This window comes from Aeromonas mytilicola subsp. aquatica, from assembly GCF_044336385.1.
GTDB classification, from domain to species: Bacteria; Pseudomonadota; Gammaproteobacteria; order Enterobacterales; family Aeromonadaceae; genus Aeromonas; species Aeromonas rivipollensis.
Genome location: NZ_CP172298.1, coordinates 1353177 through 1372364, shown reverse-complemented (window position 1 = coordinate 1372364; position 19188 = coordinate 1353177). Strand labels below are relative to the sequence as shown.

14 protein-coding genes are annotated in these 19188 nt (G+C 62.4%); all 14 read left to right on the top strand.

What is annotated here, in order from left to right; translation table 11 throughout:
- The first annotated feature begins 864 nt into the window (after positions 1–864).
- The 14 genes from ACFWHB_RS06495 (at position 865) to ACFWHB_RS06430 (ending at position 19171) form a co-directional block, all read left to right on the top strand.
- Positions 865–2769 (top strand): fructose-specific PTS transporter subunit EIIC, encoded by a 1905-nt coding sequence (locus tag ACFWHB_RS06495; RefSeq protein WP_395949714.1) that lies wholly within the window; start codon positions 865–867, stop codon positions 2767–2769.
- 453 nt (positions 2770–3222) lie between these two features.
- The gene (gene uhpT, locus ACFWHB_RS06490; RefSeq protein WP_171276531.1) at positions 3223–4629 is read left to right on the top strand and encodes a hexose-6-phosphate:phosphate antiporter; all 1407 of its coding nucleotides are present in this window, start codon (positions 3223–3225) and stop codon (positions 4627–4629) included.
- A gap of 214 nt (positions 4630–4843) precedes the next feature.
- Complete coding sequence (locus tag ACFWHB_RS06485) at positions 4844–5149, top strand: PTS fructose transporter subunit IIB (protein ID WP_168234648.1); 306 nt, start codon at positions 4844–4846, stop codon at positions 5147–5149.
- Positions 5150–5917: a PTS sugar transporter subunit IIA gene (locus tag ACFWHB_RS06480; protein WP_395949713.1), complete on the top strand. Its 768-nt coding sequence runs from the start codon at positions 5150–5152 to the stop codon at positions 5915–5917.
- A gap of 144 nt (positions 5918–6061) precedes the next feature.
- Complete coding sequence (locus ACFWHB_RS06475) at positions 6062–7009, top strand: pseudouridine synthase (protein WP_395949712.1); 948 nt, start codon at positions 6062–6064, stop codon at positions 7007–7009.
- Entirely contained in the window at positions 7006–7473 is a 468-nt protein-coding gene (locus tag ACFWHB_RS06470) for an NUDIX hydrolase (protein WP_395949711.1), read from the top strand. The genes ACFWHB_RS06475 and ACFWHB_RS06470 overlap by 4 nt, the downstream gene beginning before the upstream one ends.
- A gap of 157 nt (positions 7474–7630) precedes the next feature.
- Positions 7631–8737 (top strand): tRNA 2-thiouridine(34) synthase MnmA, encoded by a 1107-nt coding sequence (gene mnmA, locus ACFWHB_RS06465; RefSeq protein ID WP_106886237.1) that lies wholly within the window; start codon positions 7631–7633, stop codon positions 8735–8737.
- A gap of 23 nt (positions 8738–8760) precedes the next feature.
- The gene (hflD, locus tag ACFWHB_RS06460; protein WP_042653881.1) at positions 8761–9372 is read left to right on the top strand and encodes a high frequency lysogenization protein HflD; all 612 of its coding nucleotides are present in this window, start codon (positions 8761–8763) and stop codon (positions 9370–9372) included.
- Between the two features lie 36 nt (positions 9373–9408).
- On the top strand, positions 9409–10779 hold the full coding sequence (purB, locus tag ACFWHB_RS06455; RefSeq protein WP_395949710.1) for an adenylosuccinate lyase: 1371 nt from the start codon (positions 9409–9411) through the stop codon (positions 10777–10779).
- Positions 10780–10931: 152 nt separating this feature from the next.
- Entirely contained in the window at positions 10932–12062 is a 1131-nt protein-coding gene (locus ACFWHB_RS06450; RefSeq protein ID WP_303805877.1) for a ribosomal protein uL16 3-hydroxylase, read from the top strand.
- A gap of 380 nt (positions 12063–12442) precedes the next feature.
- Positions 12443–13855, top strand: coding sequence for a pyruvate kinase PykF (gene pykF / locus ACFWHB_RS06445; RefSeq protein ID WP_025327713.1), 1413 nt, complete (start codon positions 12443–12445; stop codon positions 13853–13855).
- Positions 13856–14003: 148 nt separating this feature from the next.
- Positions 14004–17324, top strand: coding sequence for a mechanosensitive channel MscK (gene mscK / locus ACFWHB_RS06440; protein ID WP_111910242.1), 3321 nt, complete (start codon positions 14004–14006; stop codon positions 17322–17324).
- Positions 17325–17454: 130 nt separating this feature from the next.
- Positions 17455–18063 (top strand): LysE family translocator, encoded by a 609-nt coding sequence (locus ACFWHB_RS06435; protein ID WP_289977066.1) that lies wholly within the window; start codon positions 17455–17457, stop codon positions 18061–18063.
- A gap of 97 nt (positions 18064–18160) precedes the next feature.
- A complete protein-coding gene (locus tag ACFWHB_RS06430) occupies positions 18161–19171 on the top strand; it encodes a 6-phosphogluconolactonase (RefSeq protein ID WP_395949709.1) in 1011 nt (336 codons plus the stop codon).
- Positions 19172–19188 lie beyond the last annotated feature (17 nt).

The following is a 19188-nucleotide window of genomic DNA, read 5'->3' as shown; positions in this document are numbered from 1 at the left end:
TAGGTTCGACTAGCAAAGCTGATTCGGGTATTGGCATATCTTGGATATTGAATTTTCGAACGCCACGGCAACCTTCAGCGGAGTAGATGGATGCTTAATTCAATGGCACCTCATGTTCATTTAGAAATGGCAAACTGAAAAGCATCCAAATTAAAGCATGTCCTTACTTGCGCCAATAGAGCTAACTGAATTATACAAGAATGAATCTATACAGACGTCCCCCAATAACTAAACCAGATTGCTTGTGAAATTCATATCCAGCCTGGCCATTGCGGCGCCACTCGGCTTGACCCCGGAACTTATCCGGCAGGATTTTCATATGGATTTACTTTAGCGGGCGGTGGGACGCCTTTATCAGATCGCGATCGGTGTCGCGGCCGTTATGGTGGGAATTGGCTGGCTAATACAGCGCCACCACGCCAGATAACGGTTCCGTATGTTGCCCACACAAATCCCGCTCGCCAAGCCCATTTCTCCAGTTTGCACTCCCCCAAGCTCCCCTGATGACAGCCATTTATGTGCGTTGGCTCACATCTAGCCCCATCATAAACCCTCACAAATTTACAGAATAAGCTTCTCTCTCCCGTCCAGACTAGTAGGGCCACGGCAATACGGTCACAAGGAAATTCCTGCCAACAACATGATTTTATATGTAAAAACCAATTAAATTCGCTGCTGCTGCCCAACTCCTCGCTTTGGGATCCGGCTCACACTCGGGATTTTACCGCACAAAAATCCAGTCATTCGCACATTTGTCCGATAGGGTGGCTTGCGCCCCGGCGCGATAATAGTCGTGTCAATTTTGTCTGCATGCCGTGTGCACGGCATGCCAACAGGCTCCATCAAGGGAGCAGGGAGAACGCCATGATCACCACCCTTATCAACGAGCAACTGATCGCGCTCGATTTAAAGGCCAGCCGCAAGGAGGAGGTCTTCAGCGAGATGACCCGCTTGCTGGTCGCCCAAGGCAAGGTCAGCGACGAGCAGCAGTTCATCAAGGACTTGTGGGCCCGGGAAGAGCTGGACAACACCGGCTTCGAGGAAGGCGTAGCCCTGCCCCACGCCAAGAGCGCGGCGGTGAGCACTCCGGCGGTGGCCATCGGCATCAGCCGCAGCGGTATCGATTACGGCGCCGAGGATGGCAAGCCCTCCCGGTTGTTCTTCATGATTGCCTCCCCGGCGGGCGGCGCCAACCACCATATCGAGGTGCTGGCCGAGCTCTCCGCCAAGCTGATCGAAGAGGGCTTTATCGACGCCCTGCTGGCGGCCAAGACCCCCGCCGCCGCGCTGGCACTCTTGCTTGAGAAGAGAGAGGAGCAAGCCGCCCCCGCCGCCGACAAGGGCTTCATCATAGGTGTCACCGGCTGCCCGGCCGGGATCGCCCACACCTATCTGGCGGCAGAATCCCTGGAGCGTGCCGCCAAGGAGCTGGGGTACGAGGTGAAGGTGGAGACCAATGGCTCCATCGGCGTCAAGAACAGCCCGACCGCTGCCGAGATTGCCCGCGCCAGCGCCATAGTCGTGGCCTGTGACAAGCAGGTGGACATGGCCCGCTTCAACGGCAAGCCGCTCATCAAGACCGGGGTGAAGGCCCCCATCAAGGATGGCAAGGGACTGATCGAGCAGGCCCTCAAGGCCCCCGCCTATGTGGCGGACAAGGATGAGCGCAAGAGCGAGGAGAAGAGCGCGGGCGGCAGTTCCGACCTCTACCGTTACCTGATGAACGGCGTCTCCCATATGATCCCCTTTGTCGTCACGGGGGGTTTGCTGATCGCCCTGGCGCTCGCCATCGGCGGCGATCCGACCCCGAGCGGCATGCAGATCCCGGAAGGGAGCATGTGGAACCAGATCCTCAACGTGGGCGTGGCCGCCTTCACCCTGATGATCCCCATTCTGGCGGGCTATATCGCCTACGCCATAGGTGACAGACCCGCCCTGGCGCCGGGCTTTATCGGCGGCTGGATCGCCAACAACGGCAGCTTCTACGGCGCCGACGCCGGCACCGGCTTTATCGGTGCCATCATCGCAGGCCTCCTGGTCGGTTATCTGGTGCGCTGGATAGCCACCCGCCACTACCACAAGATGGTGCAACCCCTGGTGCCGATCCTGATCGCCCCCATCGTCGGGTCGCTCTTTATCGCCGCCGTCTTCATCTTCATCATTGGTGCGCCCATCGCCGACATGATGACCGGCCTCAACGCCATGCTGCTCTCCATGAGCGGTGGCAGCCTGGTGCTGCTGGGCATAGTGCTCGGGGGCATGGCGGGCTTCGACATGGGTGGCCCGGTCAACAAGGTGGCCTTCCTGTTCTCGGTCGGCATGATCGCCTCCGGCCAGACCCAGTTCATGGGCGCCATGGCCTGCGCCATACCGGCGGCGCCGCTCGGCATGTCGCTCGCTACCGTGCTCGGTCGCAAGCTGGGGATCTTCGATGCCTCCGAAATCGAGGCGGGCAAAGCCGCCGGTGCCATGGGTCTGGTGGGTATCTCCGAGGGAGCCATTCCGTTCGCCGCCCGCGATCCGCTCGCCGTCATTCCCGCCAACGTGCTGGGCAGCATGACAGCCGCCGTGATGGCCTTCCTGTTTGGCATCACCAACAGCGTCGCCCACGGTGGCCCCATCGTCGCCCTGCTGGGCGCGGTCAACAAGCCGCTGCTGGCGCTTCTCTGCATGATCTGTGGCGCCATAGTCACCGGCGTGGTGGCGGTTGCCCTGAAAAAACTGCGGGTGAAGAAAACCGACCAGGTGGAACTGGCCAAGGCGGCATGAATCTTGTCCACCACAGGCACTTGAGATGACAGTAGGCCACCCCCGGGTGGCCTCCTTGTTTTTTGCGCGCTAGCCCCCTTTTTGCGAGCCTGACGGCGCCTGCCCCTGCAGCGGCGCACCCATCCAGGCTCTCGGGCTCTTGAGCAAACTCTGTGATCCCCTTCACGCTTCACGGCCACAAGCCGCCAAACTAGGAAATTTTCTTAAGTCCCCTAGGCATGACTCTCACGCCATCCACAGCCCGCCTCTTTACAGTCGACCTACCTGATGTAGTTACCCGGCACGCCATGGTGCGTTCGGGCATGGGTTCAATCGACAGGGGAGCGCTCTGCAGTTCGCCCTCTTCCTGTCGCCCTTCCCGTGGCGTGACCTCCCATAACAGATTGAACGAGTTCAATACACAAATGAGGAACGCGGCGGGAATAGCGTCTATCTCGCAGAGGATGAACGAAGATGTTTAAACTGCTCGAACAGGTCCGGATCCCCACCCTGGACCTGCCGGTCGAAGCCCGGCGCAAGCTCTGGTTCAAGCCATTCATGCAATCTTATCTGGTTGTATTCATTGGCTATCTGACCATGTATCTGATCCGCAAGAACTTCAACATCGCCCAGAACGACATGATCCAGGAGTACGGTCTCTCCATGACCGAGCTCGGCATGATAGGCCTCGGCTTCTCCATCACCTACGGGGTGGGCAAGACGGTCGTCTCCTACTATGCCGACGGCAAGAACACCAAGCAGTTCCTGCCGCTGATGCTGATCCTCTCCGCCCTCTGCATGCTGGGCTTCAGTGCCAGCATGGGGGGCACGGGTTTTAGCCTCTACTTCATGATCTTCTTCTATGCCCTGAGCGGCTTCTTCCAGAGCTGTGGTGGCTCTTGCAGCTACTCCACCATCACCAAGTGGACCCCCCGCAACAAGCGCGGCACCTACCTCGGCATGTGGAACCTCTCCCACAACGTGGGCGGCGCCGGGGCGGCCGGTGTGGCGCTGTTCGGTGCCAACTACCTGTTCGATGGCAACGTGCTCGGCATGTTTATCTTCCCGTCCATCATCGCCCTCATCGTCGGCTTCGTCGGCCTGCGTTTTGGCAGCGACTCGCCGGAAGCCTATGGTCTGGGCAAGGTGGAAGAGCTGTTTGACGAAGTCGCGAGCGAAGAGGACATAGCCACCGAAGAGCAGAAACTGACCAAGGGTCAGATCTTCGTGAAGTACGTGCTGATGAACAAGGTGATCTGGCTGCTCTGCTTTGCCAACATCTTCCTCTACGTGGTGCGCATCGGCATCGACCAGTGGTCCACCGTCTACGCCCACCAGGAGCTCGGCTTCTCCAAGGAAGTCGCCATCCAGGGCTTCACCTTCTTCGAAGTGGGCGCCCTGGTCGGCACCCTGATGTGGGGCTACCTCTCGGATCTGGCGAACGGTCGCCGTGGTCTGGTGGCCTGCGTGGCACTGGCGCTCATCATAGCCACCCTGGGGCTCTACCAGCACGCCACCACCCAGTTCATGTTCCTGGGCTCCCTCTTCCTGCTGGGCTTCCTGGTATTCGGTCCGCAACTGCTGATCGGCGTGGCCGCCGTGGGCTTCGTGCCCAAGCAGGGCATCAGCGTGGCCGACGGGGTCAAGGGCACCTTTGCCTACCTCATCGGTGACAGCTTCGCCAAGCTGGGTCTGGGCATGATCGCCGACGGCACCCCCATCTTCGGCCTGACCGGCTGGACCGGTACCTTCGCGGCGCTGGACATGGCCGCCGCCGCCTGCCTGGTGCTGATGGCCTGCGTGGCCGTCGCCGAGGAGCGCAAGATACGCCGCATCAAGCGCGAACTGCGCGCCGCCGAGCTGGCCACCCAGTCCGCCTGAACCCGCGTTAACTGAATGCAACCGGCCCCGCCTTCTGGTGGGGCCGGTTTTTTATTGCCGCCCCAATCAGCAACAGATGAATCCATACTCTTGCCATCCCCTGTGCACGCAGGCACCACAGGGCGGCCAAGATCCCACTTTCACCCCGCACCTTTGGCAAACCCGCGCCCTTGGCGCTATCTTGTGGCCCCATCCCCACCTGCCTAGAGAGCCCATGAAGATCCTCGCCGTCACCGCCTGCCCCACCGGCATAGCCCACACCTACATGGCCGCCGAGGCGCTGCAAAACGCCGCCGACAAGCTGGGACTGAAGATCAAGGTGGAGACCCAGGGCGCCATGGGACTGGAGAACGTGCTGACCGCCAGGGACATCGCCAGCGCGGATCTGGTGCTCATCGCCTCCGACATCGAGATAGAGCAGAAGGAACGCTTCCTCGGCTGCGCCGTGCGCCAGGTATCCCTGGAGTCCGTGCTGCTGGACGCCGCCGCCGTGCTCAAAGCCGCCACCCCCGGCGCCTGAATGCTCCGCCGCGAGCTCACCTTCTGCTGCCACCAGGGCTTGACCATCACCCAGGCCAAACAGCTCTGTCGACTGGCCGGGCTGTTCAAATCCCAGATCCTCTTCATCAACATCAGCCGTCGCCAGCGGGCAGAGGCGAGCAGCCAGCTCGCCCTGCTCACCCTGGCCACCCAGCCCGGGGATCTCTGCCAGCTGCTGATCGAAGGGCTGGATGCGGAGCTGGCCCACATGGCCTTCACTTGCTGGTGCGTGGAGCTGGGCCAGCCGCTGGGGCGCCCCGCCACCTCGGCCCGGGCCGAGCAGCGTCTCGCCGCCGCCCTGCCCGACTACGGCTTTTCCCTCGCCCAGCTCGGCCACAGCTCGGCGCCCCTCGACAAGGCCCTGGCGTTGCAGGTTCTGGTGGATCTGCTGCCAGCGGAGCGGGTGCGTAACAGAGCCGCGCTGGAGCAGGCCATAGCAGCGCGGGAACAACTCGCCGCCACCATCATCCGGCCGGGCCTCGCCATGCCCCATGTGATCTGTCCCGCCATCACCAAACCCGCCCTCTCGCTGCTTGGCTGCGATGAGCCCCTCGAGTGGGGATCGGCGCTCGGGCCTGTGCAGATCATCATATTGCTGGCCATTCCGGCCGCTCTGGCCCCCGAACAGTTGCGCCCCCTCACCCGGCTGGCCCGCGCCCTGATGAACGAGGTGGTCAGCACGGCGCTGCTGCACGCAAGCTCGGCCCCCGCCCGCCAGGCCATCGTCATCGACAGCCTGCTGAGCTGAATCTCCCAGCCCCCCTCTACCAGCAAAGGGGAGGCAGGGAGGGGGTCTGCCGAACCCTTTCCCTCTATGCCCCTATGCCCCTATGACCCAAGGCGGGCGCCTCCGTGATACACTCCGGCATCCCCTGTTTTTGGTATGCACGCGATGAAACCTGCCCGTCCCCGCCTCTCCCTCTCCGGCCGCACCAGCGCCGCTGGCCGCCCCACACAGGATGAGGCCCACAAGCCCGGCCTTGCCCGCTCACGGGCCGGTACCCGGCAGGCGGGCGACGCCAGAGTGGCGGGGCAAAAACCAGAGGTGGCACCGGCAGAGCGCAAGCTCTTGCTGCTGAACAAGCCCTATATGGTGCTCTGCCAGTTCACTGACGAGGCGGGGCGCGAAACCCTCAAGGATTACATCAAAGAGCCCGGCATCTATGCCGCAGGGCGGCTCGACAGAGACAGCGAGGGGCTCTTGCTGCTCACCAACGACGGCAAGCTGCAGGCGCGCCTCACCCAGCCGGGGGAGAAGACCCCCAAGACCTACTGGGTGCAGGTGGAAGGGGTGCCGAGCGAGGAGGCACTGGCTGCCCTGCGCGCCGGGGTCGAGCTCAACGACGGCATGACACTGCCCGCCGGGGCGCGCATTATGGATGAACCCGAGCTGTGGCCGCGCAACCCGCCCATACGGATGCGCAAGGAGATCCCCACCAGCTGGCTGGAGATCAAAATTGTGGAGGGGCGCAACCGCCAGGTGAGGCGCATGACGGCCCATATAGGCCACCCCACCCTGCGCCTCATCCGCTACGCCATCGGCGACTGGACCTTGGGTAACTGGCAAGAAGACGGGCTGGCACCCGGCCAGAGCCGCAGCCTGCCCGCCCCCGAGCTGGCACCGGCCAGGCGCAAACCGTTATCACCCCGAGCGAGTGGCAGCGCAGCCAAACCGGCAGGCGAAGCCCCGCGCCGGGCGAGCCAGCCCCAGCAACGGGACAAGCCGCGCGGCACGGGCAAACCCGGATCACCCACGGCGGGCGAGAACAAACCCCGCAGCAGCGGCCGGGGCACGGCCCGCAGACCCGCCCGTCATCCCGGCGACAAGGAGTCATCATGATCGAACACCCGCCCCTGCCCGCCCGCCTGACGGTGGCCGCCCTGGTGCACTGGCAGGGTCGCTTCCTGCTGGTGGAAGAGGAGATCAAGGGGCAGCGCCGCTTCAACCAGCCCGCCGGCCACGTGGAGCCAGGGGAAAACCTGATTGAGGCGGCCTGCCGCGAGCTGAAAGAGGAGACGGGGCTGACTGCCACCCCCAGCGCCTGGCTCGGGGTCTATCTGTTCAAACCAGCGGACAGCGAGGCCACCTTCGTGCGCACCGCCGTCATCTTCGACCTTGAAAAGGCGCCGGGTCAGCACCATCCAGAGGATCCCGACGGCGATGTGCTGGCCTGCCACTGGCTCACCCTGGCGGAGATAGCCGAGTGCAAGCCGGCCCTGCGCAGCCCATTGGTGTGGCAGTGCATCCAGGACTATCTGGGGGGCACCCGCCTGCCCCTGTCGGCGCTCAAGGCCTTTATTTGAGGTCATTTGACACTCTTTTTTGGCCTCGATGGCCAGCAGCAGAAAAACGATTTCCCGCCGCCGGGCTCCCGAGGGGAACGACGGCAGGGAGATGTGACCGGGGGCGCAAAACTCTGGTAGAATACGCCCCGTTTAAACGAACTGGTAACTTCGACTAATGACAGACAACAGCCAAATCAAGGTGATCGTCGGCATGTCCGGCGGCGTGGATTCTTCCGTCTCGGCCTACCTGCTCCAGCAGCAGGGTTATCAGGTCGAAGGCTTGTTCATGAAGAACTGGGAAGAAGACGACACGGACGAGTACTGCTCCGCCTCCCAGGATTTGGCTGATGCCAAGGCCGTCTGCGACAAGCTGGGCATGAAGCTGCACACCATCAACTTCGCCGCCGAGTACTGGGACAACGTGTTCGAGCACTTCCTGGAAGAGTACAAGGCGGGGCGCACCCCGAACCCGGATATCCTGTGCAACAAGGAGATCAAGTTCAAGGCGTTCCTCGAGTTTGCCGCCGAAGAGCTGGGTGCCACCTACATCGCCACCGGCCACTATGTGCGCCGTGACGACAGCACAGGCCGCCCGCGCCTGCTGCGCGGTCTCGACAACAACAAGGATCAGAGCTACTTCCTCTACACCCTGAGCGAAGCCCAGGTGGGTCAGAGCCTGTTCCCGGTCGGCGATCTGGAGAAGCCGGAGGTGCGCCGCATCGCCGAGCAGCTCGAGCTCATCACCGCCAAGAAGAAGGACTCCACCGGTATCTGCTTTATCGGTGAGCGCAAGTTCAAGGACTTCCTGGCCAAGTTCCTGCCCGCCCAGCCCGGCCCCATCGAAACCGTGGATGGCAAGGTCATCGGCGAGCACCAGGGCCTGATGTATCATACCCTGGGCCAGCGCAAGGGGCTCGGCATCGGCGGCATGAAGGATGCCACCGAAGAGGCCTGGTATGTGGTGGACAAAGAGGTGGAGCGCAACACGCTAGTGGTGGCGCAAGGGGAGCATCCCCGCCTCTACTCCGATGGCCTGATCGCGAGCCAATTGCACTGGGTGGATCGCACCCCGATCCGGGCACCGCTTCGCTGCACCGTCAAGACCCGTTACCGCCAGCAGGACATCCCCTGCCTCATCCAGCCCATCGACGATGAGACCATTCGTGTCATCTTCGACGAGAAACAGGCTGCGGTGACCCCGGGCCAGTCCGCCGTCTTCTATGACGGGGAAGTCTGCCTGGGCGGCGGCATCATAGAACAGCGTTTCAGCCATCCGGTTTGAATCCTTAACAGAAGGCAGCAGACGTGAGCGACAAATTCCAAGACAGAACAATGGCTTTCGCCGGCATCTGCCAGGCGGCCTATCTGGTGCAAAAAGTGGCCCGTGACGGCAGCTGTGACGAGGCCTCCCTGCGCGAGAGCCTGCAAAGCGTGCTGGTGACCAATCCCAAGCAACCCCTGGAAGTGTTCGGCAGCCACCTCGCCATCCGCGACGGCTACCGCGCCCTGGTGGAGCAGCTGGGGGCCGACGGCAGCCAGAAGAACGCCGAGCTGACCCGCTACGTGGTGAGCCTGATTGCGCTGGAGCGCAAGCTGGCCAAGCGCAAGGACATTCTCAACATGCTGGGGGAGCGGATCGGACAGATCGGCCGCCAGCAACAGCATTTCGATCTGCTCGACGAGCAGATCCTGGCCAACATGGCGAGCATCTACAGCGATCTTATCAGCCCCATAGGCCCCAGGATCCAGGTAGCGGGCACCCCGCTGTTCCTGCAGCAGCCCCTGGTGCAGCACAAGGTGCGCGCCCTGCTGCTGGCGGGCATCCGCGCCGCCGTGCTGTGGCGCCAGCTTGGCGGCAGCCGTACCCAGATCATCTTCGCTCGCAAGAAGATGGTGGAACTGGCCAAACGTTTTTGAGTTTCTAACCCCCCACACACATCAGGAGTTCACCCCATGGAGCTGTCCGCGCTGACTGCTGTTTCCCCGATTGACGGTCGTTATGGCGACAAGGCCGATGCCCTGCGTCCCATCTTCTCCGAATTCGGTCTGCTGCGTTTTCGCGTCGAAGTCGAGGTGCGCTGGTTGCAAAAACTGGCCAGCCACGCCGGGATCCCGGAAGTCCCTGCCCTGAGTGCGGCCGCCAATGCCGTGCTGGACGGCATAGTCCTGAACTTCAACGAAGCGGACGCCGCGCGCATCAAGCAGATAGAGCGCACCACCAACCATGATGTGAAAGCGGTGGAGTACTTCCTCAAAGAGAAAGTGGAAGTGAACCCTGAGCTGGCCGCCGTCGCTGAGTTCATCCACTTCGCCTGCACCTCGGAAGACATCAACAACAACTCCCACGGCCTGATGCTGAAAACCGCCCGCGACCAGGTCATCAAGCCTTATTGCGAGAAGCTCATCAGCGAGCTCAAGCGCCTGGCCCATGAGTACCGCGACATGCCGCTGCTGTCGCGCACCCACGGCCAGCCGGCAACCCCGAGCACCATGGGCAAGGAGATGGCCAACGTCGCCTATCGCCTGGAGCGCCAGTACAAGCAGATCATGGCGGTCGAAATCCTCGGCAAGATCAACGGCGCAGTCGGCAACTACAACGCCCACGTGAGCGCTTACCCGGAAGTGGACTGGCACCAGTTCTCCGAGGAGTTCGTGACTTCCCTCGGCCTGACCTGGAACCCCTACACCACCCAGATCGAGCCCCACGACTACATCGCCGAGCTGTTCGACGCCATGGCCCGCTTCAACACCATACTGATCGACTTCGACCGCGATGTGTGGGGCTACATCTCCCTGGGTCACTTCAAGCAGCGCACCATAGCGGGCGAGATCGGCTCCTCCACCATGCCGCACAAGGTCAACCCCATCGACTTCGAGAACTCCGAAGGCAACCTGGGGCTGGCCAACGCCGTGTTCCAGCACCTGGCGAGCAAACTGCCCATCTCCCGCTGGCAGCGTGATCTGACCGACAGCACAGTGCTGCGCAACCTGGGTGTGGCCGTGGGTTACTCCCTGATTGCCTATCAGGCGACCCTCAAGGGCATCTCCAAGCTGGAAGCCAACAGCGATGCCATGGCCGCCGATCTGGACGCCAACTGGGAAGTGCTGGCCGAGCCCATCCAGACAGTGATGCGCCGCTACGGCATCGAGAAGCCCTACGAGAAGCTGAAGGAATTGACCCGCGGCCGTCGCGTGGATGCCGAAGGGATGCGCACCTTCATCGACACCCTGGAACTGCCCGAGGCCGTCAAGGTCGAACTGAAGAAGCTGACCCCGGCCAACTACCTCGGTCAGGCCCAGCGCCTGGTCGATCTGCTGAAGTAAGCGGCTAAACCGAACCGGCGGGGGCTCTGTCATGACGGCAGGGCCCCCGTTGATTTTGGCCCATTCGATAGCGTCATAGGCTATCGGGCCATTTCAGAGCCCTTGCCCAAGCCAAGTTTGGGCAAGATCTCTCACAAGATACGAGAAGCACCATGTACGAACTCAATCTGGATATTGCCCACTTCCTCGAGCATTACTGGCAGAAGCGCCCGCTCCTCATCAAGGGCGGCTTCAAAGACTTTCAGGATCCCATCAGCCCGGACGAGCTGGCGGGCCTGGCCATGGAGGAGGTCATCGAATCCCGCCTGGTGACCCGTTTCGACGGCAAGTGGGAAGCGGCCCACGGCCCCTTCGAGTCTTACGATCATCTGGGGGAAGAGAACTGGACAGTGCTGGTGCAGGCCTGCAACCACTGGGCCCCCGAGGTGCACGAGCTGGCGCTGCCGTTCCAGTTCATCCCGGGCTGGCGCTTTGACGATGTGATGGTGAGCTTCTCCACCCCTCACGGCGGTGTCGGCCCCCACATCGATAACTACGACGTCTTCATCACCCAGGGCCAGGGCAAGCGTCACTGGCGGGTCGGCGATGCCAATCCCCTCAACGAGTTTGCCGCCCACGCCGCCCTGCTGCACTGCGAGCCGTTCGAGGCGATCATCGACGTCATCATGGAGCCGGGCGACATCCTCTACATTCCGCCTGGATTCCCCCACGAGGGCTACGCCATCGAGCCCTCCCTGAACTTCTCCGTGGGCTTCCGCGCACCGGACGCAAAAGCGCTTATCTCGTCCTTTGCCGATCACCTGATCGACAACGATCTGCGCACCGAGCGTTACGGCGACCCGGATCTCAAGCCCCGCACCCGTCACGGCGAGATCCAGCCCCATGAGCTGCACCGCCTGCGGGAGCTGATGCAACAGGCCCTGGATGACGAGACCCTGTTCAAGGAGTGGTTCGGCACCATGATCTCCGAGGCCAAGCACGATCTGGACGTGAGCCCCATGGAGCCTGACTACAGCGCCGAGGAAGTGGCCGATCTGCTGACCCAGGGCGAGCCCGCCATCAAGGTGCCGGGGCTGCGCTCTGTCTGGTTCAGCGGCGAGAGCCGTAGCTGCTACATAGACGGCGAGGCCTGGACCCTGCCGAGCGAGGACGCCGCCGCCATCTCGCTCTTGTGCGACAAGGACATCATCACCCAGGCCGACATGGTGGAGCTCGCCGATCAGGCTGGCTTCCTGCAACTGCTGACCCGTCTCATCAACCGCGGTTACTGGTTCTTCGGCTAAGCCTGCGCAACAGGCGCGCCGCCTGCATGGGCGACGCGCCAGGTCGGACGCTGACGCCCGTCCTGCGTTGTGGCGGCCCAATGACTACACTGGGTGACGGCCAGAGGGGGAAGGGGGCCCAGGTTCCCTCGCTGGCGGTCTCATCCCTTGTTGGTCATTTAACTACATGGGATCAGGCCATCGAGGGAGCGAGGAATGGGAACCAAATGGCCTCACTCGCGGAAAATCAATTATTTTAGCCCCTAAAATCAGCTGTGAGCGAAAACGTTATCTTTCAAATTGAGGCGTTTTTAGCTCAAAACGTTGTTTCTGGATCATAAAAAGTATCCAAAAACTGGTGTATATTGCACGGCGGAAACTCCTTAACCATGAAGACTGACATGAAAAAGACCAAAATCGTCTGCACCATAGGTCCCAAGACCGAATCCAAAGAAATGCTCGGCAAGATGCTCGACGCCGGCATGAACGTCATGCGCCTGAACTTCTCTCACGGTGATTACGAAGAGCACGGCACCCGTATCCGCAACCTGCGTGAAGTGATGGCCGAGACCGGCAAGCACGCAGCCATCCTGCTGGATACCAAGGGTCCGGAAATCCGTACCATGAAGCTGGAAGGTGGCAACGATGTCTCTCTGGTCGCCGGCCAGACCTTCACCTTCACCACCGACCAGACAGTGGTTGGCAACAAGGACAAAGTCGCCGTGACCTACGCCGGCTTCGCCAACGACCTGCGCGTCGGCAACCGCATCCTGGTGGATGACGGCCTGATCGGTCTGGACGTCATCGAAATCACCGAACGTGAAGTCATCTGCAAGGTGCTGAACAACGGTGATCTGGGCGAGAACAAGGGCGTCAACCTGCCGGGCGTCTCCATCAAGCTGCCGGCCCTGGCCGAGAAAGACAAGCGTGACCTGATCTTCGGTTGCGAGCAGGGTGTGGACTTCGTTGCCGCCTCCTTCATCCGCAAGAAAGAAGACGTGCTGGAAATCCGTGAGCACCTGAAGGCCCACGGTGGCGAGAACATCCAGATCATCTCCAAGATCGAAAACCAGGAAGGCCTGGACAACTTCGACGACATCCTAGCTGTCTCCGACGGCATCATGGTTGCTCGTGGCGACATGGGTGTGGAAATTCCGGTTGAAGAAGTGATCTTCGCCCAGAAGATGATCATCACCAAGTGCAACAAGGCACGTAAAGTGGTCATCACCGCCACCCAGATGCTGGATTCCATGATCAAGAACCCGCGTCCGACCCGCGCCGAAGCCGGTGACGTGGCGAACGCCATCCTGGATGGTACCGACGCCGTCATGCTGTCTGGCGAATCCGCCAAGGGCAAGTACCCGCTGGAAGCCGTGACCATCATGGCCACCATCTGCGAGCGTACCGACGCCGTGATGCCGTCCAACCTGTCTGCTGCCAACGACAGCAACAAGCTGCGCATCACCGAAGCCGTCTGTAAAGGCGCCGTCGAGACCTCCGAGAAGCTGGATGCCCCGCTGATCGTGGTTGCCACCGAAGGCGGCAAGTCTGCCAAGGCCATTCGCAAGTACTTCCCGAAAGCCTGGATCCTGGCCATCACCACCAACAAGAAAACTGCTGCCCAGCTGGTCCTGACCAAGGGTGTGGTTGCTCACGTGGTTGACAGCATCGCCTCTACCGACGATTTCTATCGCATCGGCAAAGAAGCGGCACTGCAAAGCGGCATGGGCCTGAAGGGTGACGTGGTCGTCATGGTCTCCGGTGCCCTGGTACCGAGCGGTACCACCAACACCGCCTCCGTTCACGTACTCTAATCAGTCTTGAACCGATAAAACGGCGCCTTGGGGCGCCGTTTTTTTTATCTCTCCCCCCTGCTGCCTCTCTCGCGCCGGTGCTAGAATCCACGCGGATTTCCCCCCAGTGGGAAACCTCCCGAATCTCGCATAATCACCCGGACGTTTTATGCCCTCAATACAGTTCAGAAGAGCCTCGGCCACCCTGTTGCCGCTGCTCTGTTTACTCATCAGCCTCTGCGCCCCCCAAGCCATGGCGCAGGATCTGCCCCAGCGCGCCACGGTACAGCGGGCGCTCGATGCCCTCGGCAAATCAGAGACCCTGACCGTCAGCCAGCAGGCGGATCAGAAGTTGCTGACCGATACCTTAGCCCTGCTCGACAGCATCGAGAAGGAGCAGGCCAAGGCCAAGGCGCTGACACAGCGGGTACGCTCCCTGCCCGGCGAAATGAAAGAGATAGGCGCCAAGATAGACTCCCTGGCCCAGGACAAGGGTCCTGAGCAGCTCAAGAGTGAATACGCCAGCATGAGCCTGGCGGAGCTGGAGAGCCGTCAGCCGGAAGTGCTGGCCAACATGCAGGATGCCCAGGAGGCCCTCGGCACCATAGGCAGCCAGATCACCAGCCTGCAAACCCTGCCGGAGCGGGCCCAGGCCAACATGAGCCGCGCCTATCAACGCAGTCAGGAGATCCGCACTCGCCTGAACTCCGGGGACGGCGTGAGCAGCGCCGAGAAGATGAAGCTCAATACCGAGCTGGCATTGCTGGACCTGCAACTGGCCAACCTGCAAAAGGATCTGGACAACCGCACCAGCATGCAGGATCTGGCGGTCAAGCAGCGCGACTACCAGAGTGCGCGCCTCGCTCATGAGGAGCAAAAACTGCAGGCCCTGCAGGAGCAGAGCAGCGCCAAGCGCCTCGGCGACACCGAGAAGGCCGCCGAGCAGACCGGCGAACTGGTCGCCACCCAGGACAACCCGCTGGTGCAAAAAGAGCAGGAGATCAACCACCAGCTCAGCCAGCAGCTCATCAGCGCCACCACCAACCTCAACCTGCTCGCACAGAAAAACCTGCAGGCCAAGAGCTGGCTGGAGCGCGGCACCCAGACCGAGCGCAACCTGAACGAACAGGTGCAGATGCTCAAGGGCAACCTGCTGCTCTCCCGCATCCTCTATCAGCTCTACCAGCAGCTGGAGGCCGCCCCCTCCACCCTGGTGAAGAACCTGGAAGAGCAGATAGCCGACCTGCACCTGGCCCAGTTTGAACTGAGCCAGCAACGGGATCAGCTGTTCCAGAAGGGCCAGTATCTGGACAACCTGATCGCCAACAGCAGGGAGACCGTCAGCGAAGAGGACAAGGCTAACCTGGTCAAGCTGATCGATACCCGCATCAGCCTGCTGGATCAGCTCAACCGCCAGATGGATGCCCAGCTCACCAACGCCATCAGCCTGCAGCTCACCCAGCAGCAGCTGACGCGCATCTATGCCTCCATCGAATTCACCCTGCAACAGCACATCTTCTGGGTCAGCAGCAACAAGCCCATCGATGGCAAGTGGTTCATCAACTGGCCGGGTCATGCCTACAAGCAGGTCTCCGACTGGGTGCTCAAGCCGGATTGGCAAGGCTGGGGCGACATGCTGCTGGCGGTCTCCCTGCTCGCCTTCCCGCTGCTGCTGGTGGGTGGCCTGCTGCTGTGGAAACGTCCGACCCTGGTCAAGCGCCAGCAGAAGATCGCCAAGGATCTCGGCCGCTTCCGCCAAGACAGCCAGTGGCACACCCCGCGCGCCCTGCTCTACACCGTGCTGCAGCGCCTGCCGGGTACCCTCTTCATCCTGGCCGCCGGCCTGCTGCTGGCCTATTGCGGCCTGCTGAGCCCGCGCCTCATCTTCCAGATCACCCTGAACCTGGCACTGGGCTACCTGGTGTTCAGCGTCTACCTGTCGGTGATGCGCCCCGGCGGCATTGGCGAGAGCCACTTCCGCATCCCGCGGGACGAGCTGCAGGCCAAGCGCACCAGCATGCGTTACCTCTGGCTGCCCCTGCTGCCCCTCATCATGCTGTCGACCAAGGCGGTGGTGGAACCATCATCGCTGGGCAATGACGTCATCGGCCAGGCGCTGACCATGCTGCTGCTGGGTCTGACCGCCTACCTGGTGCTGCCCATCTCCCGCGCCCGCATCAAGGGCGAGGCCAGCATGCTGCAGACCATGACGGCAGTCGCCCTGGCGCTGGCGCCTGTGGCCCTGATGGTGCTGGCGGCGCTCGGCTACTACTACACGGCCCTGAAGCTGACCGGTCGCCTGATCGAATCCTTCTACCTCATCATCATCTGGAGCCTGGTTTATCGCACCGCCCTGCGTGGTCTGGAGCTGGCGGCCCGCCGTCTGGCCTACCGCCGCGCCGTCGCCAAGCGCGAGCACAAGCCTTCGGAAGATGCGGAAGGGGGCGAGGCCATCGAAGAGCAGCCCATGGATCTGGAAGAGGTCAGCCAGCAGTCCCTGCGCCTGACCCGCATCATGCTGCTGCTGGTGTTCGGCGTCGCCTTCTACTGGCTCTGGTCCGATCTGGTCGCTGTCTTCACCTACCTCGACAGCGTGGTGCTGTGGCACAAGAGCGAGGGCACAGGTGCCAACGCCGTGCTCTATCCCATCAGCCTGAGCGATGTGCTGACCGGCCTCTTCCTGTTCGGGGCTGCCCTGTCGCTGGCCCGCAACCTGCCAGGCCTGCTGGAGGTGCTGGTGCTCTCCAAGCTGCGCCTCGCCCAGGGCACCGCCTACGCCTTCACCACCATGCTCAACTATGTGCTGATCGGGATGGGCTCGCTCACCGCGCTGGCCATGCTGGGTGTCCAGTGGGAGAAGCTGCAGTGGCTGGCCGCCGGTCTCTCGGTCGGTATCGGTTTTGGCATGCAGCAGATAGTCTCCAACTTCATCTCGGGCATCATCATACTGTTCGAGCGCCCGGTACGGATCGGGGATACTGTCACCATCGGCACCATCTCGGGCACGGTCAACAAGATCCGCATCCGCTCGACCACCCTCACCGACTTCGACCGCAAGGAGGTGATCATCCCCAACCAGCAGCTGATGATAGAGCGACTGATCAACTGGTCCCTGTCCGATACCGTCACCCGGGTCATCGCCCGGGTCGGGGTGGCCTATGGTTCGGATCTGGAGCTGACCCGCAAGCTGTTGATGCAGGCGGCCACGGAGAACAGCCGGGTCTTGAAGGACCCAGCCCCCATCGTCTACTTCCTCACCTTCGGCCCCAGCACCCTGGATCACGAGCTGCGCTTCTTCGTGAGCGAGCTCGGGGATCGCAACCCGGCCATCGATGAGCTGAACCGCCGCATCGACGTACTGTTCCGTGAACACGGCATCGACATCGCGTTCAACCAGATGGACGTCCACATCAAGAACCGACAAGGGGACGAGCAGAAGATAGAGTCCCGCCCGGCCCTGCCGCCGCCCAATGGTGGCAAGCCGGCCTGATGCCGACCTCCTGCCCCTGCAAACAGGCTCCTCATTGGAGCCTGTTTTTTTTACCCGGGCAGCCGGACTTGAAAGCGGGAGCAGGCCCCCAATATAGGGAAGACAACGGAATGTCACCCACGAGGATCTCATGGACTATCTCTACGCCGTGGTGCTCTTTGCCATCTCGGCATCTGTCACCCCGGGACCGAACAACATCATGGTGATGAGCGCCGGCGCCAACTTCGGGATCAGGCGCAGCCTGCCGCTGCTCATGGGGATCTGCGTCGGCTTTACCCTGATGCTGTTGCTGGTGGGGCTGGGTTTTGGCCAGCTGTTCACCCTCTTCCCCAGCCTGCACCTCGTCATCAAGTGTGTCGGCACCCTCTATCTGCTCTATCTCGCCTGGCTGATTGCCCGCTCCGCCGACGAGGTGACGGGAGACGCCTCTGCCCGCCCCCTGGGGTTCCTCAAGGGCGCCCTGTTCCAATGGGTCAATGCCAAGGCCTGGGTGGTCGCCACCGGCGCCATCGCCGCCTTCACCAGCGCGGGGGCCGACTTCCACCAGCAGAACCTGACCATAGCCCTGACCTTCTTCATCGTCTCTTTCCCCTGCGTCGGGCTCTGGCTCCTGTGCGGCACCCTGCTCAAGCGCTGGCTGACCAATGCCCTCGCCCGCCGCCGGTTCAACCATGCCATGGCGGCCCTGCTGGCCCTCTCGGTGGTGCCCGTCATACAAGAGATCCTGAGCCGACCCTGACGCGGCGCCATGAGGCTGTGGATGGCGGGCGCCATCCATGGGACCATGCCTTATCTCCCTGCCCCTCGCTGGGCACTCTTTTTCTCTGGAGCGTGCAATGGAACAAGTGGTGTATGTGGCCAACCCGGTGAGCGGGTTGATCCATGTGTTTCGACTGGAAGAAGGCGAGCTGGCCCCGCTGCAGCAAGTCCAGACCGGCGGCGAGGTGCAGCCCCTGGTCATCAGCCCGGACAAGAACTGGCTCTATGCGGGGGTACGCCCCGACTTTCGGGTGCTGAGCTACCCCATAGCCGCGGATGGCCGGCTCGGAGCGCCCAGCTCGGCGCCGCTCGATGGCAGCGCCTCCCACAGCTGCACCGATGGGACCGGGCGCCTCTTCTTTGCCGCCTCCTACGCCTTCGACCATGTCAGCGTCTCGCCCATGGACGACGCTGGCCGGGTGCTGGCGCCCCACCAGCGCATCGACCGGCTGATGGCTGCCCATTCGGTGACCCTGTTGACAACGGAGCAGGGCGAGCAGGAGCTGCTGGTGGCTTGCCTCAAGGAGGATGTCATTCGCCGCTTCACCCTGGGAGAGGATGGTCACCTGAGCCCCCATCCCCTCGGTGACATCCACACCGCCCCCGGCGCCGGGCCCCGCCATCTGGCGCTGCACCCCACCAATGGCGATCTCTATTGCCTGAACGAGCTCGACTGCACCCTCAACCGCTACCACAGGGAGGCGGATGGTTGCATCGGTGCGCGGGAGAGCCTGGATATGCTGCCCGAGGGTTATCAGGGAGAGCGCTGGGGGGCCGACATCCACCTGACCCCGGATGGGCGTTTTCTCTACACCAGCGAGCGGGCCAGCAGCCTGCTCAGCCTGTTCGGGGTCGACGAGGAGGACGGCGCCCTGACCCTGCTGGGCCACTTCCCGACCGAATCCTGTCCCCGTGGTTTTGCCATCGACCACAGCGGCCACTATCTCATCGCCACAGGGCAGAAGTCCCACAGCCTGGCCGTGCACCGCATCGCGGCGCAGACGGGGGAGCTCAGCCTCTCATCCCGCCAACATGTGGGGGAAGGGGCCATGTGGGTGAGGGTGCTGACGCTGGACAAGCCCGCCTAGCGCGGTTCAAGGCCGCA

Excerpts from the sequence above, each read along its gene's own strand:
- ACFWHB_RS06495 (WP_395949714.1), top strand. The coding sequence starts at position 865 with ATGATCACCACCCTTATCAACGAGCAACTGATCGCGCTCGATTTAAAG.
- uhpT (WP_171276531.1), top strand. The coding sequence starts at position 3,223 with ATGTTTAAACTGCTCGAACAGGTCCGGATCCCCACCCTGGACCTGCCG.
- ACFWHB_RS06485 (WP_168234648.1), top strand. The coding sequence starts at position 4,844 with ATGAAGATCCTCGCCGTCACCGCCTGCCCCACCGGCATAGCCCACACC.
- ACFWHB_RS06480 (WP_395949713.1), top strand. The coding sequence starts at position 5,150 with ATGCTCCGCCGCGAGCTCACCTTCTGCTGCCACCAGGGCTTGACCATC.
- ACFWHB_RS06475 (WP_395949712.1), top strand. The coding sequence starts at position 6,062 with ATGAAACCTGCCCGTCCCCGCCTCTCCCTCTCCGGCCGCACCAGCGCC.
- ACFWHB_RS06470 (WP_395949711.1), top strand. The coding sequence starts at position 7,006 with ATGATCGAACACCCGCCCCTGCCCGCCCGCCTGACGGTGGCCGCCCTG.
- mnmA (WP_106886237.1), top strand. The coding sequence starts at position 7,631 with ATGACAGACAACAGCCAAATCAAGGTGATCGTCGGCATGTCCGGCGGC.
- purB (WP_395949710.1), top strand. The coding sequence starts at position 9,409 with ATGGAGCTGTCCGCGCTGACTGCTGTTTCCCCGATTGACGGTCGTTAT.
- ACFWHB_RS06450 (WP_303805877.1), top strand. The coding sequence starts at position 10,932 with ATGTACGAACTCAATCTGGATATTGCCCACTTCCTCGAGCATTACTGG.
- pykF (WP_025327713.1), top strand. The coding sequence starts at position 12,443 with ATGAAAAAGACCAAAATCGTCTGCACCATAGGTCCCAAGACCGAATCC.
- mscK (WP_111910242.1), top strand. The coding sequence starts at position 14,004 with ATGCCCTCAATACAGTTCAGAAGAGCCTCGGCCACCCTGTTGCCGCTG.
- ACFWHB_RS06435 (WP_289977066.1), top strand. The coding sequence starts at position 17,455 with ATGGACTATCTCTACGCCGTGGTGCTCTTTGCCATCTCGGCATCTGTC.
- ACFWHB_RS06430 (WP_395949709.1), top strand. The coding sequence starts at position 18,161 with ATGGAACAAGTGGTGTATGTGGCCAACCCGGTGAGCGGGTTGATCCAT.